Below are 16,629 nucleotides of genomic sequence, written 5' to 3'. Positions count from 1 at the left end.
ATATTTCTATATATATTTAAATACTACATTTTATTGTATAATGCAGAATTGGCACGCTTTAATGAGCGCTTTACATAAATTCCGCTAAAATCGCAAAATTTAAAATTTTAAAAAAGGGCTGAAAATGGCAGATTTTTACGACGCGAAAGCCGTAGAGGAGAGCTTTTATAAAATTTGGGAGCAGCGCGGTTATTTCGAGATCGACGGCAATAAAGATATCCAGCAAAAAGGTAAAAACTTTTGCATTATGATGCCCCCTCCAAACGTCACTGGAGTGCTTCATATCGGGCATTCTCTCACTTTTACGCTACAAGACATAATGACGCGATACAAGCGAATGGACGGTTACAAAACGCTGTGGCAGCCGGGGTTAGATCACGCAGGTATCGCGACGCAAAATGTCGTCGAGCGCGAGCTTTTGGCGCAAGGGATCAAAAAAGAAGAGATAGGGCGCGAGGAGTTTTTAAAGCACGTTTGGCACTGGAAGGAGCAAAGCGGCGGGCAGATCGTAAAGCAGATGAAGCGCCTTGGCGTCACGCCTGCGTGGAGCAGGCAGCGATTTACGATGGATGAAGGGCTTAAAAACGCCGTGCGCAAAGCCTTCGTAAGCTTATACGACGCGGGGCTCATCGTGCGCGGAAACTACATGGTAAATTGGTGCACGCACGACGGCGCACTAAGCGACGTGGAAGTCGAGCACAAGGAAAACAAGGGCAAGCTTTATCATTTGCGCTACTACTTTGCGGACGCGCAAGATAAATTTATTGTTGTTGCGACGACGCGCCCCGAGACCTACTTCGGCGACACCGCCGTAATGGTAAATCCCGCGGACGAACGCTATAAAAATTTGATCGGCAAAAAAGTCGTGCTGCCGCTAATCGGTCGCGAGATAGAGATCATCGCCGACGAATACGTCGATATGAGCTTCGGAACGGGCGCCGTGAAGGTCACGCCCGCGCACGATACCAACGACTACGAGGTTGGCAAGCGCCACGAGCTGGGCTTTATCACCGTTTTTGACGAAAAAGGAATTTTAAACGAGCAGTGCGGTAAATTTCAAGGCTTAGAGCGACTTGCCGCGCGCGATCAGATCGTAGCAGAGCTTGATAGGCTGGGCTTTATCGAAAAAATCGAGGATTACGAAAATCAAGTCGGCTATTGCTACCGCTGCAAAAACGTCGTCGAGCCGTACATCTCGCAGCAGTGGTTCGTGCGCGCAGATATCGCAAAAGAAGCAATTACCAAAGTAAATTCCGGCGAGGCGGAATTTTTCCCGAAGCACTGGATTAATAGCTTCAACGCCTGGATGCGTGAGCTGAAGGACTGGTGCATCAGTCGCCAGCTGTGGTGGGGGCATAGAATTCCCGTGTTTTACTGCGACTGCGGTCATCAGTGGGCGGATGAGCGAGAAGCCCCCGATGCCTGCCCGAAATGCGGCGGTAAAAATTTTACTCAAGATCCCGACGTGCTCGATACATGGTTTTCAAGCGGTCTTTGGCCGATCAGCACGCTTGGCTGGGGCAACGGCGAGGTATTAAAAAACGAGAAGTGGTTTGAGGAGGATTTGAGCGAATTTTATCCGAATACCATGCTGATTACCGGCTTTGACATTTTGTTTTTCTGGGTCGCGCGCATGATGTTTCAGTGCCAAAACGCCATGGGCGAGCTGCCGTTTCGCGACATCTACCTGCACGCCTTAGTTAAGGACAAAGACGGCAAAAAGATGAGCAAATCGAGCAAAAACGTAGTCGATCCGCTGCTAAAAATAGACGAATTTAGCGCCGATATTTTGCGCTTTACGCTTACAATTTTGTGCGTGCAGGGGCGCGATTTGCGCCTTAGCGACGATAAGCTTTTGATATATAGAAATTTTACGAATAAGCTCTATAACGCGAGCAAATTTTTGCTTTTAAACGCTTCTAAATTCGATGATTTGGACGTGGCGCGGATCAAAACGAGCCTCGGCAGATATATGCTTTCGCGCTTTAACTGCTGCGTAAATTCCGTGCGCGAGAGCCTAGATACTTACCGCTTCAACGACGCTGCGACCGAGCTTTATAAGTTTTTTTGGGACGAGTTTTGCGATTGGGGCATCGAGCTTAGCAAGGCGGACAAGGCTGCGATCGGCGAGCTAGGTATGATTTTTAAAGAAGCGATGAAGCTGCTAAGCCCGTTTATGCCGTTTCTAAGCGAGTATCTGTATCAGGAGCTAAGTGGCACGAAGCTGCAAGATTCGTGCTCCATCATGGTGATGAGATACCCACATCCTGGCGAGCGCGACGAGCGGATCGAGGAGCTATTTTCGCTTCTTATCGAAGCGATCGTTAGCATTCGCCGCGCAAAGGCGACGATCGAGCTCGGCAATGCGCGCGTAGCCAAAGCCTACGTCAAATCCGCAGTCGATCTAAGCGCTGCTGCGGACTACATCAAAACGCTTGCCAAGGTCGATGAAGTGGAATTTACGCAGCAAAACATCGCAAATTCCGCCCGCGACGTGAGCGAGAATTTAGAAAGCTTCGTGCCGCTTGAGGGGGTCGATCTTAGCGGCGTGATTTCGCGTCTTAACGCGCAAAAAGCAAAGCTGCAAAAAGAGATCGAAAAGCTCTCAGGCATGCTAAATAACGAGAAATTCGTTGCCTCCGCCCCGCAAGCCGTGGTTGAAGCCAACCGCGAAGGGTTGCAAAGCGCGCAGGAAAAATTCGCCAAAGTATGCGACGAACTAAAGGCGTTTGGCGAGTAGTCCGCTCGTTTGAGTCTAAATTTAAATCAAGGAGAAAAATATGTCAAAAGGTAGTATCGGTGGATTTACATTAGGCACGGTCATAGCCGTCGCACTATCGTGGGGAGCCAATAAAAGCATAATGTGGGCGATAATCCACGGATTTTTAAGTTGGTTATATGTGATTTATTATTTCCTACTGAGGTAAAATTTCATCGGCGGCGCGCCGTTTTACGCGCTAAATTTTAAAATTTGAAGGGTAAAAAATGAGCGAAAAAATAAAAATAGCAGTTTTAGGATATGGAAATTTAGGTCGCGGCGTGGAGCTTGCCGTGCGAAATAGCAAAGATTTAGAGCTTTCGGCGGTTTTTAGCCGCAGAAATCCAAGCGAGGTAAAAACATGCGGCGCTCCGGTATTTAGCGCGGATGAAATTTTATCGCACAAGGGCGAATTTGACGTTTTGGTGCTTTGCGGCGGTAGCGCGACGGATCTGCCGACGCAGACGCCCGAGTTTGCGCAGAGCTTTAACGTCGTAGATAGCTTCGATACGCACGCAAAAATACCTGAGCACTTCGCCGCGGTAGACGCCGCCGCCAAAGCGGGCGGAAAAGTTGGTATCATCGCCGTAGGCTGGGATCCGGGACTGTTTTCGCTAAGCCGCCTATTTGGCGAGAGCGTGCTAGAAAACGGCAGCAGCTACACATTTTGGGGTAAAGGCGTAAGCCAAGGTCACTCAGACGCCATCCGCAGGATCGAGGGCGTCATAGACGCGCGCCAATACACCGTGCCGATAGATAGTGCGCTAGAGCGAGTTCGCGCGGGCGAAAACCCGAGACTTGGCACGCGCGAAAAACACCTGCGCGAGTGCTACGTCGTGGCCGAGGATGGCGCCGATAAGGCGCGCATCGAGCGCGAGATAAAAACGATGCCGAATTACTTCGCCGACTACGATACGAGCGTGCATTTCGTGGGTCTTGCGACGCTTAAAAAAGAGCACGGCGGCATCCCTCACGGAGGATTCGTTTTGCGAAGCGGAGCGACGGGCGAGAGCGGCGAAAATAAACATCTGATCGAGTTTTCGCTAAAGCTTGACTCAAATCCAGAATTTACCGCAAGCGTGCTCGTGGCCTACGCCCGCGCGGCGTATCGTCTGGCACAAAGGGGCGAGTGCGGCGCATTTAGCGTATTTGACATCGCTCCGGCGCTTCTTTCGCCAAAGAGCGCCGATGAACTAAGGCGCGAAATTTTATAAATTTCGGGGGCGTTTCAGCGGAATTATGAACGAGGAAATTTGAGTGATAAAGATAGAAAATTTAAAGAAATTTTATGGTAAAACCTGTGTGATCGACGATGTGAGCCTGGAGGTGAAACAGGGCGAAATTTTTGCCATCGTCGGTCGCAGCGGCGCGGGTAAAAGCACACTGCTGCGCTGCGTAAACGGCCTTGAGGACTATCAAGAAGGAAGCCTCAAAGTAGAGGGCAGGGAGGTAAGAGAGCTAAGCGCCGCGCAGATCCGCGAGCTGCGTAAAAATATCGGTATGATTTTTCAGCACTTCGCGCTTATGAGCCGCCGCAGCGTCGCGCAAAACGTCGCCACGCCGCTTGCGTTTTGGGGCCATCCTGAAGATCACACGAAGCGCCGCGTTGCCGAGCTTTTGGAGCTCGTGGGGCTTGCAGATAAAGCAAATGCCTATCCTAGCGAGCTTAGCGGCGGACAGAAGCAGCGCGTGGCGATTGCGCGCGCGCTTGCATTAAGCCCTAAAATTTTGCTTTCCGACGAGGCGACCTCGGCGCTTGATCCCAACACCACCGCGCAAATTTTATCGCTTCTGCGCCGTATCAATCGCGAGCTGGGCATTACGATCGTGCTCGTCACGCACGAGATGGAGGTCGTAAAGGGTATCGCGCAGCGCGCGATCCTGCTTAAGGGCGGGCGCGTGAGCAACTCGGGCGATATCGTCTCGCTGTTTTTGCACCCGGATGAGAATATGAAGGAGTTTTTGGGCGAGGAGGAGGTGCTGCCCGCAAGCGGCGTTAATATCAGGCTCTTTTTTCCGCCCGCGGTCGCGTTTGACAGCGTGATCACGCATATGGCGCGCGCTTTGGAGATAAATTTTAACATCGTCTGGGGCAAGCTCGAGCGGCTTGATAAAAACGTCGTCGGAAGCCTCGTGATCAACGTAGAGCCCGCACACGTCGCGCGCGTGGAGGAATTTATCAAAAACGCGGGCGTGATCTACGAGATCGTAAGCGAGGATGAGATCAAAAGCTGCGCCGCAAACTAGGTGCGATTTCGCGCCCTGTGCGCTTGCGCCGCACTAAATTTAAGGGCTTATGCGGCATGGCGAATTTAAAAGCTCACGTGAGGTCGCGGACTCAAAGGTTGGCTTGGCGTTTTTGATTTGACGTGCGCGTCGTGGCATTATAAATTTAATTAGTTTCGCCGGCGGTTTAAATTTCTATTTTGCCTCGATAAAATAAGCTCGGCAATGCGCTGTTGGCGTGCGCCCTCGCTAGCTTTGATTCGCGTTTAGAATTCGACTAGCCGTAGCGAGCGATTTAAATTTCAGAGATCGCGACCGACCGAGCGCATTTAAGCCGCTCCGCGTTTGAAATTACAGGCGTTTAAATTTAAATTTGAATTTTTTTCGGAATTTCACACATACTTCACTTTTACGGAAGTATAATTCCGCTAATTTCTTTTAAGGAGTACGTAATGAAAAAACTTACTTTGTTTGCGCTTAGTGCGCTATTTGCTGGCACTTTTGCCGTAGCTGCCGACATGGGCATGAAAGATGAGATGAAGGACGCCAATACATCAATGCATAATGGTGCGAAAGAGATGAAGGGCGACATGAAAGATATGCACAAGGATGCTATGAAAGAGGGTAAACATATGAAGGATGAGATGAAAGGCGAAATGAAAAAAGAGATGAAAAAAGAGATGTAGTGAGTAAAATTTTACTCGTAGAGGACGATGAGACCCTTTGCGATCTCATCGGCGAATATCTAAAAGACGCGGGCTTTGACGTGTGCGTTTGTTGCGACGCTCAAAGCGCCGCGGATCTTGCTTACGAGCAAAAATTTGATCTTTTTATCTTTGACGTAAAAATCCCCAAAGGCGACGGATTTTCACTTTTAAAAGAGCTGCGCAAGAGCGGAGATCGCACCCCCGCGATATTTGCCACCTCGCTAAATACACTTGATGATCTTGAGGTCGGTTTTAAAAGCGGCTGCGACGACTATCTCAAAAAACCGTATGAACTAAAAGAGCTGCTGCTGCGCGTTAATTCGCTCATAAAGCGAAACTTCAGCCACAATTTCGATGATTTCGTGACCATAGACGACGAGTTTAAATTTTATTTTGCAAGCAAAGAGCTACGCAGATCGGGCGTGCCCGTCGCGCTTTCAAACAAAGAGCGCGAGCTGCTGGCGCTTTTTTTGCAAAATAAAAACAGGCTTTTGAGCAAGGATGAAATTTTCTCCGCGATCTATGTTTTTAACGAAACGCCAAGCGAAGAAGCGCTGCGAACTTATATCAAAAATTTGCGCCGCGTCCTAGGCGAAGAGCACATCATAAACCGCCGCAACGCAGGGTATCTGTATGTCTGAAAAGACCGCTTTAACGCTTAAAATTCTATCTTTATATCTCATTTCAAGCGCGTTGTTTTTAGGATATTTTTTCAAGATAAATTACAGGATGAACGAAGCCGCGCTGCTTTCGCACAGGATAAAAGAGCTAAAAGAGATCAAAATGATGATCTATATGAAAGCAAGCATGGACGGGTTGGGCTCACTGGCGGACTTTGAGCGCGAAAAGGGCGTGAGTGCGTGTATATTTAAGCCAAACTCTGATGAAATTTACGGCTGCAGTGGTGAGCTTGGCGCACTTGATAAAGCGAAGCTAAAGGCGGAATTTATAAGTGGCGGTAGGCTAGGAATTTATGAAAATCTGCAAAATATGGAGGAGCGAAACGCCTTTTCCAAGGCTAAAATCATTCTGCTTGGAAGTAGCGTGCAGGGCGAAATTTTAACGCTTCGTATCAAAACAGCAGCGATGATGATAGCGCTTTTGGGTGTGATATTAGCCGTGGCGTTTTATCTGGTGCGGCTAGGCACAAAGCCGCTTTACGATAAGATCGACACACTAAATCGCTTCATCAAGGATAGTACCCACGAGATTAATACTCCGCTTAGCATTATCTCCATGAGCGTCGAGACGATGCGGCACGCAGAGCTTGGAGAATACAACGCCAAGCGCGTTGCTAATATCGACCTTGCCGCTAAGACGCTTTCGCGCATCTACGAGGATCTCGTGTTTTTAACCTTCGGTATGAATAAGGAGGGCGAGATTAGCTCGATCGATCTAAAGAGCCTCGTCGCTTCGCGCTGCGAATACTTCGCGCCGTTTATTCAAAAACGCAGACTAAGCCTTAAAACCGATCTTGCGGATGCGAGCATGAGCGCGAACGTCTATGAAATTTCGCGCTTGATCGACAATCTGCTAAGCAACGCCGTAAAATATGCAAACGCAGGCGGCTACGTGGATGTGCGGCTAAGGCACGGCGAGCTAGCGATCTCAAATAGCGGCGAAGGGATCGATAGTAAAAAGGGCGGCGAAATTTTTAGGCGTTTTGCGCGCTTTAACTCAAGCGAGGGCGGCTTTGGAATCGGGCTTAGCATCGTAAGCGAGGTCTGCAAAAAATACTCCTTTTCTATCTCCTACGACAGCGTGCCAGGCAAGATAACGACCTTCCGCCTTACGTGGCGCGAATAAAATTTTAAAATTTAGTGAAATTTAAAATTTAGAAATAGCCGCCTGCGGTTTAAATTTAATCGTCGTTTGGTCGCTTAAATTCCGCGCAAAAAGGCTCTAATTGCAGGGCGTTTAAATTTAATCGTCGCTTGTTTTTGTTCTAAAACGGAGCGCGGAATTTTATCGCTCGCTCGCTTTGCGCTCGTAAAATGACCCTGAAAGTTATTGGTGCGGAATGTTATTCGTCCGCGATTTTATAAAATTTAGCTTTTATTTCTCGATAGATATATCCAGTGGACTATATTACTGAATAAAATCGGAACAGACATACCAAAAAACATTGAGCCGCCTCCAAAAAACGATAGCCAACCAAACAGGCTCTCTCTGCTCGCAAAAGTTGGAAACGTCCGCCCGTTGCCTACTTTGTGTGGGATGCCGTTTATGGCAAAATCGGCGTAGAAATAATTATTTAGAAGCCAATAGATAAAAGGTATGCCGATAAGCATAATTAGCTGCGTCTTGACGGCGGGAAGCTCTTTTTCATATAAGAATACGGCGATTGGATAATACACGCAGCTTAGCGCGAAAGCCGTTAAAATAGGTATCCACAATGCCGCGACGTAAAATTCCGCAAGCTGCGTGTGCGGGCTTATTTTGCCGATTGCGGCGATGTTTGGAAAAAACCGCTTCATAAATCCAACGAAGTCCGCGCATGCCGCGCTTACGTCTAAAATGTTTTCGGGTAGCGCAAATACACTAAGCGCCGTGATCGCAAACAGCGCAAAAACCGCCGCGTAAAGTCGCCCGAAAAATTTAATAAATTTCGTATCGGGATACGGTGCCTCTTGCTCTTGCGCGCCTTGAGAATTTAGCAAATCGCTCATCGTTCACTCCTTTAATAAAATTTGCGTGTCAAAACCCGGCTTGCGCTAAATTTTAAAATTTTATGCCTTATTATCCGGTAAATTTCACAATAAGGACCTGTTTTGGAATTTTGCGGTTAAATTTGAAATAAAATTTATTAAATTTAACCGAGCAATGCTTTTTTAAAAACAAAGCGTCGCCGCCCCTAACGCGCAGTGAGGCAGATACAGGTTGGGGCGGTGGGGTCTGCTTGAGGTCGCGAGGCGAGGCCCAGGCAAAGCAAAAAAGGGCGCTTCGCAAGTATAGCCCCTTCCGCTCCGCCTCTTCCGAGCAAGAATTTAAGCTTTATCGGAAGCGACAAATAAAATTTAAACCCGCGCGTAGCGTAGCAATTTCTCGTATCGTCTTAGCCAGAAAGCCTCTAAAATAAAAGGCTCTTTCATTTAGCGTAGACTTGCAGCCAAGACCCAAAATTAATTGCCTAACAAAAAAGGCAGGTTGGCGTTGCTTGCTCGCAAAATAACCGCGGAATCCCGCTAGATCAAATTTAAAATTCCGAGTATTTCTGATAGTCGATCTGCGCGGAGTTTTTGTTGATCGTATCGACCGTAGCTTCAGCGATCGCAAGTTCCTCGTTGGTGGGGATTACGAGCGTTTTGATTTTGCTATCTACTGCGCTTAAATTTCTAATCGAGCCGGTATTTTTGGCGTTTTTTGTCGCATCGATTTCGATGCCGATATGAGCGAGCTTCTCGCAGACATTTTGCCTAAAATGCGGCGCATTCTCGCCGATACCGCCGGTAAAGATCAAAGCGTCCACTCGCCCGAGCACGGCATAATACGCCCCGATCATCTTAACGACGCTGTACACGAGCATCTCAAACGCAAGTTTCGCGCGCGGCTCGCCATCCTCCATCTTTTCATATACTTTTCGCAGATCGCTTGCGCCGCAGATGCCGAGCAGTCCGCTTTTTTTGTTCATTATAACGTCCATATCCTGCGCGTTGTAGCCCGCGACGCGCTCGATGTATGGGATGATCGCAGGATCAATCGAGCCGCATCTGGTGCCCATGATGATACCTTCAAGCGGCGTTAGCCCCATTGAGGTGTCGATGCACTTGCCGTTTTCTATGGCGCTCACGCTAGAGCCGTTGCCAAGATGTAGCGTAATGGCGTTGAAGTTTTCGTATTTTTTACGCAAAAATTTCGCTCCCATCGTCGAGACGAACCAATGCGACGTGCCGTGCGCGCCGTAGCGGCGGACCTTGTATTTTTCGTAGAATTCATACGGCAGCGCGTACATATACGCATACGGCGGGATGCTTTGATGAAATATCGTATCGAAAACCGCCACGTTTGGAATTTTCGGAGCGATCTTTAGGCAGGATTTGATGCCCGCTAAATTTGCGGGATTGTGTAGCGGCGCAAGCGGCGCAAGCTCGGCGATTTTAGCCATTACGTCCTCATCTATGAGCGCGGGAGCGTCGAAATAATCCGCACCTTGGACTATTCTATGCCCGATACCGCCTACTTGAGTTAGATCGTTGATTACTCCGCTTTGTTTTAAAAGATCGATCGCGATCGCAATCGCGGTCTCGTGATTTGGAATTTGCTCGTTTTCAACTTTTATGCTTCGTCCATTGGCGCAATTGATACTTCCGCTTGCGTGCGTCGAGCCGATCTCCTCGATGAGCCCACTTGCGATGCAGGCGTGATTTAGCATATCGTGGAATTTAAATTTAACCGAGCTCGAGCCGGAATTTATGACTAGGATATCCATTAATTCTCTCCTGCTTGAATGGCGCTGATAAGTATCGTGTTTACGATATCGGCGACCTTACAGCCGCGACTTAGATCGTTTACCGGCTTTTTTAAGCCCTGTAAAATCGGCCCGATCGCCACAGCGCCTGCGGTGCGCTGAACGGCCTTATAACAGATATTTCCGCAGTTAAGATCAGGGAAGATAAATACGTTCGCATGCCCTGCGACCGCGGAGCCGGGCATCTTTTTCGATGCGACCGCTGCATCGACCGCCGCATCGAATTGCAGCGGCCCGTCGATTGTGAGATCAGGCGCCTTTTCGCGCGCTTTTTGCGTTGCAGTTTTGATAAATTCCACGCTATCACCGCTGCCGCTATCGCCGCTGGAGTAGCTTAGCATCGCCACGCGCGGCTCAAGCCCGAACGCCTTTGCGGTCGCGGCGCTTGAGATCGCGATACCCGCCAGATACTCTGCGCTCGGGCTCGGCGCCACGGCGCAGTCGGCAAAAAGCAGAGCCTGCGTATCCAGGCACATTATAAACGCGCCGCTAACGGTAGCGATGCCCGGCTTTGTCTTGATGATCTGAAGCGCGGGGCGGATCGTCTCCGCAGTAGTCGTACTCGCGCCACTTACCATCGCATCGGCTAGCCCTTCATACACGAGCATCGTGCCGAAGTAGGTGCGATCGCGAACTAAATCGCGCGCCTGAGCCTCGCTCATACCCTTTGCCTTGCGAAGCTCATATAGATCGCGCGCAAATTTTTCTAAATTTAAATCCGTCTGCGGATCTAAAATTTTAACTCCGCTTAGATCGAGACCTAGCTCGCGCGCGCTTTTTTGCACTTCGTTCTCGCGCCCTAGAAGGATCAAATTTGCCGCACCACTTTGTTTTATAATCGCAGCCGCGCGCAGAATTCTCTCATCGTCGCTTTCTGGAAGCACGACGGTTTTAACGTTCGCGCGAGCCTTGGCGTAGAGCTTGCTTTCAAATTTCAACGGGGTTAGAATTTCACAGCGCGTGGAGTTTGCGGCGTCCGTGAAGTAGCTTTTGTCGGCAACGACTTTATCAAGCTCTATCGCGCCGCTTTGGCAAGCGGAATTTTCGTCGTGAAATTTTGCATCGCTTTCGCAGGCGGAATTTTTACCGCAAAGCTCCGATTCTTTAGAATTTGCGCCATCTTGTGCAGGTCTTAGCGCGGAAAATGAAATTTTATCCTCATATATGCTGGCAAAGCTTACCGCTTTTGCTGCGGTGATCAAGCGCATGCCGATGCGCGCGGCAATTTCGTTAGGATAAAATCCGCAAACTGGGATATTTAGATCCTTTGCGATTTGTAAATTTAGCTCGCGCAGATCGGCTCCCGCTGCGCCGCGAACCAGCACAAAATTGCACTGCTCTAAAATCTGTGTAAATCGCTCTATCGCCGCCTTTCGCACGCGCTCATCCTGCCCGTTTGCAAGCGCTTTTTCAAGCTCACCCCTGCTAAAAAGGGCATTGTCGCCAGCGATGCAAAGTTGCAAAACGTTGTGAAAGCTCATGGATAAAATTTTATCTAGTTTTTTTAGCTCGGATTGGTAGGCGGCGGGTTCGTCGCATAGGAGCAAAATTCCGTTCATCGGTTGATCCTTTGAAATAAGATAGGCAATTGTAGCAAAATTTTGCTTGCGTGTTAATCAAAGATTTATCGTGAGGGTTTAGAATTTGGTAACTTCCAACAAAGGAGCGCACATGAAAAATTTAGTGATTTTGGCTCTTTTAGTGAGCCTCGCCTTGGCGAAAATCAACATAAACGAAGCTAGTCGCTACGAGCTGATGACGATCGGTGGGCTTGATGCGGGTAGGGCGGATATGCTTATGCAATACCGCCAAAAGCGCGAAATTTCAAGTGCAGATGAGCTAAAGGGCATCAACGGCTTTGCAAGTTACGATACTGCTAAACTGCAGAAGAGCTTTGAAATATCGCCTAGAGCTAACGTGCAGCAGCCGGTGCAGCCTGATCGCGATATAGTCGTGGTCGAAAAGACCCGCACCCGCACGGTTTACGGAGGCTCCACTTATAGACGCGTGGAAAATTACGGAAACGGCATCACTATTACCGAAACCGGTACTTTTCCGCCTCCACCTCCACGAGGATATGATAGACGCGGCGGCATGCCGCCTCCTCCGCCACCCCCACCTCCTGGTGGTATGATGCCGCCACCTCCTCCGCCTCCTGGCGGCATGCCACCACCTCCTGGCGGCATGCCACCACCTCCGGGAGGTATAAAACCACCTCCTCCGCCACCGCCACCTCCGCGTGATGATTATTCTCGCAGGAGAAGTTCTGGCAGTATGAGCGATAGCGAGATTGGCGGAAGCTCGCGCCGTAACATGCCGGTGCCTATGCATATGGGAACGATCCGCTCAAAAAGATCCAGTAGCGTCACAAGCTTCGGCGACTGCGATCCGCAAAGCGGCAACTGCGCTAGTGTGGGCGTAGGCGTGCAGGTAGATAGAGGGTTTTAAAATTTAATTTTACGCGGGCGGAATTTTAGAATTTTATAATCGAGATTCCGCCCGCCCTAAATTTACGGCTAAATTTTAAAATTTCGTAGTTATGGAATTTCAAATTTACGCTGGCATCGCTCTGCGCTACGATAAAATTTCAAAAAATTTTGTAAATTTAATTAGCAGCTTACGTGGTAAAATTTCAAGCTAAAATTTTACGTTAAAACTGCCGTGCCGCGTTTGGTCGAAACAAATCTGCACTTTAAAATTTTAAATCCGAACATCCCGTCCGTTTTAAATTTATGGCTAAATTTTAAATTTGCCTTTTCTACTCTCGCTAAATTCCGAAATTTTGCCCCGTCTGCGCCGTTATTAAATTTAAAATTTTACTCAATCTACCGCCTAAAATTCGTAAAATTTATATACAAAATAATATAATCACAAAATTATTCCAACGAAACAGGATGGGCGTATGAAAGAAATTAGCGGATCGCAGATGATCGTGGAGGCGTTGCGGCAGGAGGGGATCGAGGTGGTTTTTGGCTACCCGGGCGGCGCAGCGCTAAACATTTATGATGAAATTTACAAACAAAAATACTTCAGACACATTTTGGTGCGCCATGAGCAGGCTGCGGCGATGGCTGCGGACGGATACGCGCGCGCTAGCGGCAAGGTGGGCGTGGCAGTCGTCACGAGCGGTCCTGGATTTACGAACGCGCTTACGGGGCTTGCTACGGCGTATAGCGATAGCATCCCGATCGTGCTTATCAGTGGTCAGGTGGCGACCTCGCTCATCGGCACCGACGCCTTTCAAGAGATCGATGCGATCGGGATTTCACGCCCTTGCGTCAAGCACAACTATCTGGTTAAAACAATCGAAGAGCTGCCTAGAATTTTAAAAGAGGCCTTTTATATCGCTCGTAGCGGCAGACCGGGGCCCGTGCATGTCGATGTACCGAAGGACGTAACGGCGAAGCTGGGTGTTTTTGAATATCCTAACGAAATCAAGATGCAGACTTACAAGCCGAATTATAGGGGTAACGCCAAACAGATCAAAAAAGCCGTCGAGTTAATCGCAAGCTGCAAAAAGCCTATCCTCTACATCGGAGGCGGCGTTATTAGCGCGGGTGCTAGCGAGCTGGTGCGCGAGCTTAGCGAGTTTGCGCAGATCCCGGTCGTTGAAACCCTTATGGCGCTAGGGGCCGTGCGAAGCGATGATAAGCTAAATCTAGGCATGGTCGGAATGCACGGCAGCTACGCCGCAAATATGGCGCTTAGCGAGTCGGATCTGATAATCTGCTTGGGCGCGAGATTTGACGATCGCGTCACCGGCAAGCTTAGCGAATTCGGCAAAAACGCAAAGATCATCCACGTCGATATCGATCCTAGCTCGATCTCAAAGATCATAAACGCGGATTATCCGATCGTTGGCGATGTAAAATCGGTGCTAGAGGAGATGCTGCCGCGCATTAAAAATGAGGTCAGCCCTCAAAATTTCGAGCAGTGGCGCGAACTCATCCGCAAATACGATGAAATTCACCCGCTTAAATTTAACGACAGCGATGAAATTTTAAAGCCGCAGTGGGTTATACAAAGTACCGCGAAAATCGCGGGCGAGGATGCTATCATCGCTACGGACGTGGGGCAGCATCAGATGTGGGTCGCGCAGTTTTATCCGTTTTGCAAGCCGCGCACTCTGCTAAGTAGCGGAGGGCAGGGCACGATGGGCTACGGCCTGCCCGCAGCATTGGGCGCGAAGGCCTATGCGGGAGATAGACCGGTTATAAATTTCAGCGGCGACGGCTCGATTTTGATGAATATCCAAGAGCTGATGACTGCGAGCGCGAGCGGCCTAAACGTCATAAATATTGTATTAAACAACAATTTCTTAGGCATGGTGCGGCAGTGGCAGAGCTTATTTTACGGGCAGCGTTTCTCATCGACCGATCTTAGCTCGCAGCCTGATTTCGTAAAAATTGCGGGGGGCTTCGGCGGCGTGGGCTTTAGCGTCAGCACAAAAGCGGAATTTGAAGATGCGCTGAAGCAGGCTCTTGCGAGTAAAAAGGTAAGCGTCATCGAGGCTAAGATCGATCGCTTCGAAAACGTCTGGCCGATGGTGCCCGCAGGCGGCGCGCTTTATAATATGATTTTTGAGCAGGAGTCTTAGGATGAATAGCATAAGAAGAGTAATCTCGGTCGTCGTTACCGACGAGCACGGCGTTTTGTCGCGGATCTCGGGGCTTTTTGCGGGGCGCGGCTATAATATCGACAGCCTTACCGTTGCACCGATCCCAAATACCGGTCTATCGCGCCTTAGCATCGTCACTTCGGGCGACGAGCGCGTCATAGAGCAGATCACTAAGCAGCTTCATAAGCTGATCCCCGTCTACAAGGTCATCGATGATGCAAAATTCGTCGAAAAGGAGATGGTTTTGGTAAAGATCGCGCTGGGCGAAAATTTAGCGGGGCTCGATGCAGTTTTAAAAGCCTACAATGGCAGCATCGCAAACAGCGACGACAGCAAGATCGTCATCATGGCGTGCGACGACGCAGACCGCATCGACGGATTTTTAAAGACGATAAAAAAATACAATCCGATCGACGTCGTCCGCGGCGGCAGCGTCGCGCTGGATATGTAAGCGGCGATAAAATTTAATCAAAGGAGCGCAAATGAAATTATCCAAAATTGCCGAAATTTTAAATATAGAGCTTGGCGGAGCGGACGCGGAGATCACCGCGATAAATTCGCTTCAAAACGCAAGGCAAAGCGAGCTAAGCTACTGCGATAGCGACAAAAACGAGAAATTTTTATCCGCCACCAAAGCAGCCGCCGTGTTGGTAAAAAGCGGCACCGTAGTCCCAAGCGGTGTGCGAGCGCTGGAGTGCGAAAATCCGCACCTAGCCTTTGCAATCTTAAGCGCGCATTTTGCTAAGCCCCTCATTCGCAGCGGCGTGCCCGCAAAGATCGCCGCCAGCGCGCAGATCGCGCAGGGCGTGCATATCGGCGTAAATTCCACAATCGGCGAAAACTGCGTCATTTTAAGCGGCGCGTATATCGGCGATGACGTGCATATCGGAAGCGGTTGCGTGATCCACGCAAACGCCGTCATCTACAATGACACGATCATCGGCGAGCGCTGCATAATCCACGCAAACGCCGTCATCGGAAGCGACGGCTTCGGCTACGCGCACACCAAAACGGGTGAGCACGTTAAAATTTATCACAACGGCAACGTCGTGCTGCAAGACGAGGTCGAGATCGGCGCGTGCACGACGATCGACCGCGCGGTATTCGGTTCGACGATCGTTAAGCGCGGCAGCAAGATCGACAATCTCGTTCAGATCGGGCACAACTGCGAGCTTGGGCAAAACTGTCTCATCGTCTCTCAAGTTGGGCTTGCGGGCTCGACGACGCTCGGACGCAACGTCGTGATGGGCGGACAGAGCGGCAGTGGCGGGCACGTAAGCGTGGGCGATTTCGCTCAGATCGCGGCGCGCGGCGGTATAAGCAAGGATCTAGCGGGCGGTAAAAATTACGCCGGGCACCCTATAATGGAGCTTAACGAGTGGTTCAAGCTGCAGGCTAAGATCGTTAGATTTTTTAGAGATAAAAAGCACTAGCCGTTTTGCCTTGGCTGATTAGATCGATCGGCTTGATTTGATCGTTTTGATCTTTCGCTCTGATCGACTCCTCTAGGCCAGCTTGATTTAATCGGTTCGCGTCGTTTCAGTGAAGTTTGAGATCGCCAGGCAGTTGGTGATTGTGGAGTGGTTTGCCTTGCCGTTTGTGCTTTGGTGTATTTTGTAATCGCTGTGGCGGTAAATTTTTGCCCTTTTATCGGCGAAATTCTGCCCGCGCCATTTTTCATCGTGTGCTTGCTTTGTGGGCGCGGTAGAATTTAATCTACTCGTTTTGAAATACGTTTGCTCGCAGTCATTTCGACCAAGCTTTACGAGCGCTTTAAATCAGTGAAAATTTAATTAAAGGAAAAACAATGATAGAGATGTTTTTATGCTCCTATTTTGCGGGCGCGGCGACG

General features: G+C 49.4%; 14 protein-coding genes. 11 read left to right on the top strand and 3 right to left on the bottom strand.

The window, feature by feature from the left end; all coding sequences use genetic code 11:
* Positions 1 to 124 precede the first annotated feature (124 nt).
* The 7 genes from Q0620_RS06410 to Q0620_RS06380 all read left to right on the top strand — a co-directional run bounded on the left by Q0620_RS06410 (position 125) and on the right by Q0620_RS06380 (position 7,497).
* On the top strand, positions 125 to 2,740 hold the full coding sequence (locus Q0620_RS06410; protein WP_298783855.1) for a valine--tRNA ligase: 2,616 nt from the start codon (positions 125 to 127) through the stop codon (positions 2,738 to 2,740).
* A gap of 40 nt (positions 2,741 to 2,780) precedes the next feature.
* Complete coding sequence (locus Q0620_RS06405) at positions 2,781 to 2,927, top strand: hypothetical protein (protein ID WP_169748464.1); 147 nt, start codon at positions 2,781 to 2,783, stop codon at positions 2,925 to 2,927.
* 58 nt (positions 2,928 to 2,985) lie between these two features.
* Entirely contained in the window at positions 2,986 to 3,972 is a 987-nt protein-coding gene (locus Q0620_RS06400) for a diaminopimelate dehydrogenase (RefSeq protein WP_298783852.1), read from the top strand.
* Between the two features lie 43 nt (positions 3,973 to 4,015).
* Complete coding sequence (locus tag Q0620_RS06395; RefSeq protein WP_298783850.1) at positions 4,016 to 5,005, top strand: methionine ABC transporter ATP-binding protein; 990 nt, start codon at positions 4,016 to 4,018, stop codon at positions 5,003 to 5,005.
* A gap of 431 nt (positions 5,006 to 5,436) precedes the next feature.
* Entirely contained in the window at positions 5,437 to 5,670 is a 234-nt protein-coding gene (locus Q0620_RS06390; RefSeq protein ID WP_291936948.1) for a hypothetical protein, read from the top strand.
* Complete coding sequence (locus Q0620_RS06385; RefSeq protein WP_298783849.1) at positions 5,670 to 6,332, top strand: response regulator transcription factor; 663 nt, start codon at positions 5,670 to 5,672, stop codon at positions 6,330 to 6,332. The genes Q0620_RS06390 and Q0620_RS06385 overlap by 1 nt, the downstream gene beginning before the upstream one ends.
* On the top strand, positions 6,325 to 7,497 hold the full coding sequence (locus Q0620_RS06380; protein WP_298783847.1) for a HAMP domain-containing sensor histidine kinase: 1,173 nt from the start codon (positions 6,325 to 6,327) through the stop codon (positions 7,495 to 7,497). The genes Q0620_RS06385 and Q0620_RS06380 overlap by 8 nt, the downstream gene beginning before the upstream one ends.
* Before the next feature lie 242 nt (positions 7,498 to 7,739).
* Here Q0620_RS06380 and Q0620_RS06375 read toward each other — a convergent pair whose 3' ends face one another.
* The 3 genes from Q0620_RS06375 to pta all read right to left on the bottom strand — a co-directional run bounded on the left by Q0620_RS06375 (position 7,740) and on the right by pta (position 11,718).
* Entirely contained in the window at positions 7,740 to 8,360 is a 621-nt protein-coding gene (locus tag Q0620_RS06375) for a hypothetical protein (RefSeq protein WP_297902211.1), read from the bottom strand.
* A 527-nt stretch (positions 8,361 to 8,887) separates the two neighbouring features.
* Positions 8,888 to 10,120 carry an acetate kinase gene (locus tag Q0620_RS06370; protein WP_298783846.1) on the bottom strand — a complete coding sequence of 411 codons (1,233 nt, stop codon included), beginning with the start codon at positions 10,118 to 10,120 and terminating at the stop codon, positions 8,888 to 8,890.
* Entirely contained in the window at positions 10,120 to 11,718 is a 1,599-nt protein-coding gene (gene pta, locus Q0620_RS06365) for a phosphate acetyltransferase (RefSeq protein ID WP_298783845.1), read from the bottom strand. Before pta ends, Q0620_RS06370 begins: the two co-directional genes overlap by 1 nt.
* A 112-nt stretch (positions 11,719 to 11,830) precedes the next feature.
* On the opposite strand from pta, the gene Q0620_RS06360 reads away from it, so the two are divergent.
* From Q0620_RS06360 to lpxD, 4 genes are all read left to right on the top strand, one after another.
* The gene (locus Q0620_RS06360) at positions 11,831 to 12,607 is read left to right on the top strand and encodes a hypothetical protein (protein ID WP_298783844.1); all 777 of its coding nucleotides are present in this window, start codon (positions 11,831 to 11,833) and stop codon (positions 12,605 to 12,607) included.
* Positions 12,608 to 13,061: 454 nt separating this feature from the next.
* Positions 13,062 to 14,756 (top strand): acetolactate synthase large subunit, encoded by a 1,695-nt coding sequence (locus Q0620_RS06355; protein ID WP_298783843.1) that lies wholly within the window; start codon positions 13,062 to 13,064, stop codon positions 14,754 to 14,756.
* A gap of 1 nt (position 14,757) precedes the next feature.
* Entirely contained in the window at positions 14,758 to 15,228 is a 471-nt protein-coding gene (gene ilvN / locus Q0620_RS06350; protein ID WP_297882007.1) for an acetolactate synthase small subunit, read from the top strand.
* A gap of 31 nt (positions 15,229 to 15,259) precedes the next feature.
* Positions 15,260 to 16,210, top strand: a complete 951-nt coding sequence (lpxD, locus tag Q0620_RS06345) for a UDP-3-O-(3-hydroxymyristoyl)glucosamine N-acyltransferase (RefSeq protein WP_298783842.1) — start codon at positions 15,260 to 15,262, stop codon at positions 16,208 to 16,210.
* The last annotated feature ends 419 nt before the right edge of the window (positions 16,211 to 16,629 follow it).

Source organism: uncultured Campylobacter sp., assembly GCF_938017615.1.
GTDB lineage: Bacteria > Campylobacterota > Campylobacteria > Campylobacterales > Campylobacteraceae > Campylobacter_B.
Note: the sequence above shows the minus strand (reverse complement) of the source record. Positions and strands in the feature narration are given on the sequence as shown.

Coding starts and splice junctions, on each gene's coding strand:
- pta (WP_298783845.1), bottom strand. CDS start 11,718: ATGAACGGAATTTTGCTCCTATGCGACGAACCCGCCGCCTACCAATCC.
- Q0620_RS06400 (WP_298783852.1), top strand. CDS start 2,986: ATGAGCGAAAAAATAAAAATAGCAGTTTTAGGATATGGAAATTTAGGT.
- Q0620_RS06405 (WP_169748464.1), top strand. CDS start 2,781: ATGTCAAAAGGTAGTATCGGTGGATTTACATTAGGCACGGTCATAGCC.
- Q0620_RS06380 (WP_298783847.1), top strand. CDS start 6,325: ATGTCTGAAAAGACCGCTTTAACGCTTAAAATTCTATCTTTATATCTC.
- Q0620_RS06390 (WP_291936948.1), top strand. CDS start 5,437: ATGAAAAAACTTACTTTGTTTGCGCTTAGTGCGCTATTTGCTGGCACT.
- Q0620_RS06375 (WP_297902211.1), bottom strand. CDS start 8,360: ATGAGCGATTTGCTAAATTCTCAAGGCGCGCAAGAGCAAGAGGCACCG.
- Q0620_RS06370 (WP_298783846.1), bottom strand. CDS start 10,120: ATGGATATCCTAGTCATAAATTCCGGCTCGAGCTCGGTTAAATTTAAA.
- ilvN (WP_297882007.1), top strand. CDS start 14,758: ATGAATAGCATAAGAAGAGTAATCTCGGTCGTCGTTACCGACGAGCAC.
- Q0620_RS06355 (WP_298783843.1), top strand. CDS start 13,062: ATGAAAGAAATTAGCGGATCGCAGATGATCGTGGAGGCGTTGCGGCAG.
- lpxD (WP_298783842.1), top strand. CDS start 15,260: ATGAAATTATCCAAAATTGCCGAAATTTTAAATATAGAGCTTGGCGGA.
- Q0620_RS06410 (WP_298783855.1), top strand. CDS start 125: ATGGCAGATTTTTACGACGCGAAAGCCGTAGAGGAGAGCTTTTATAAA.
- Q0620_RS06360 (WP_298783844.1), top strand. CDS start 11,831: ATGAAAAATTTAGTGATTTTGGCTCTTTTAGTGAGCCTCGCCTTGGCG.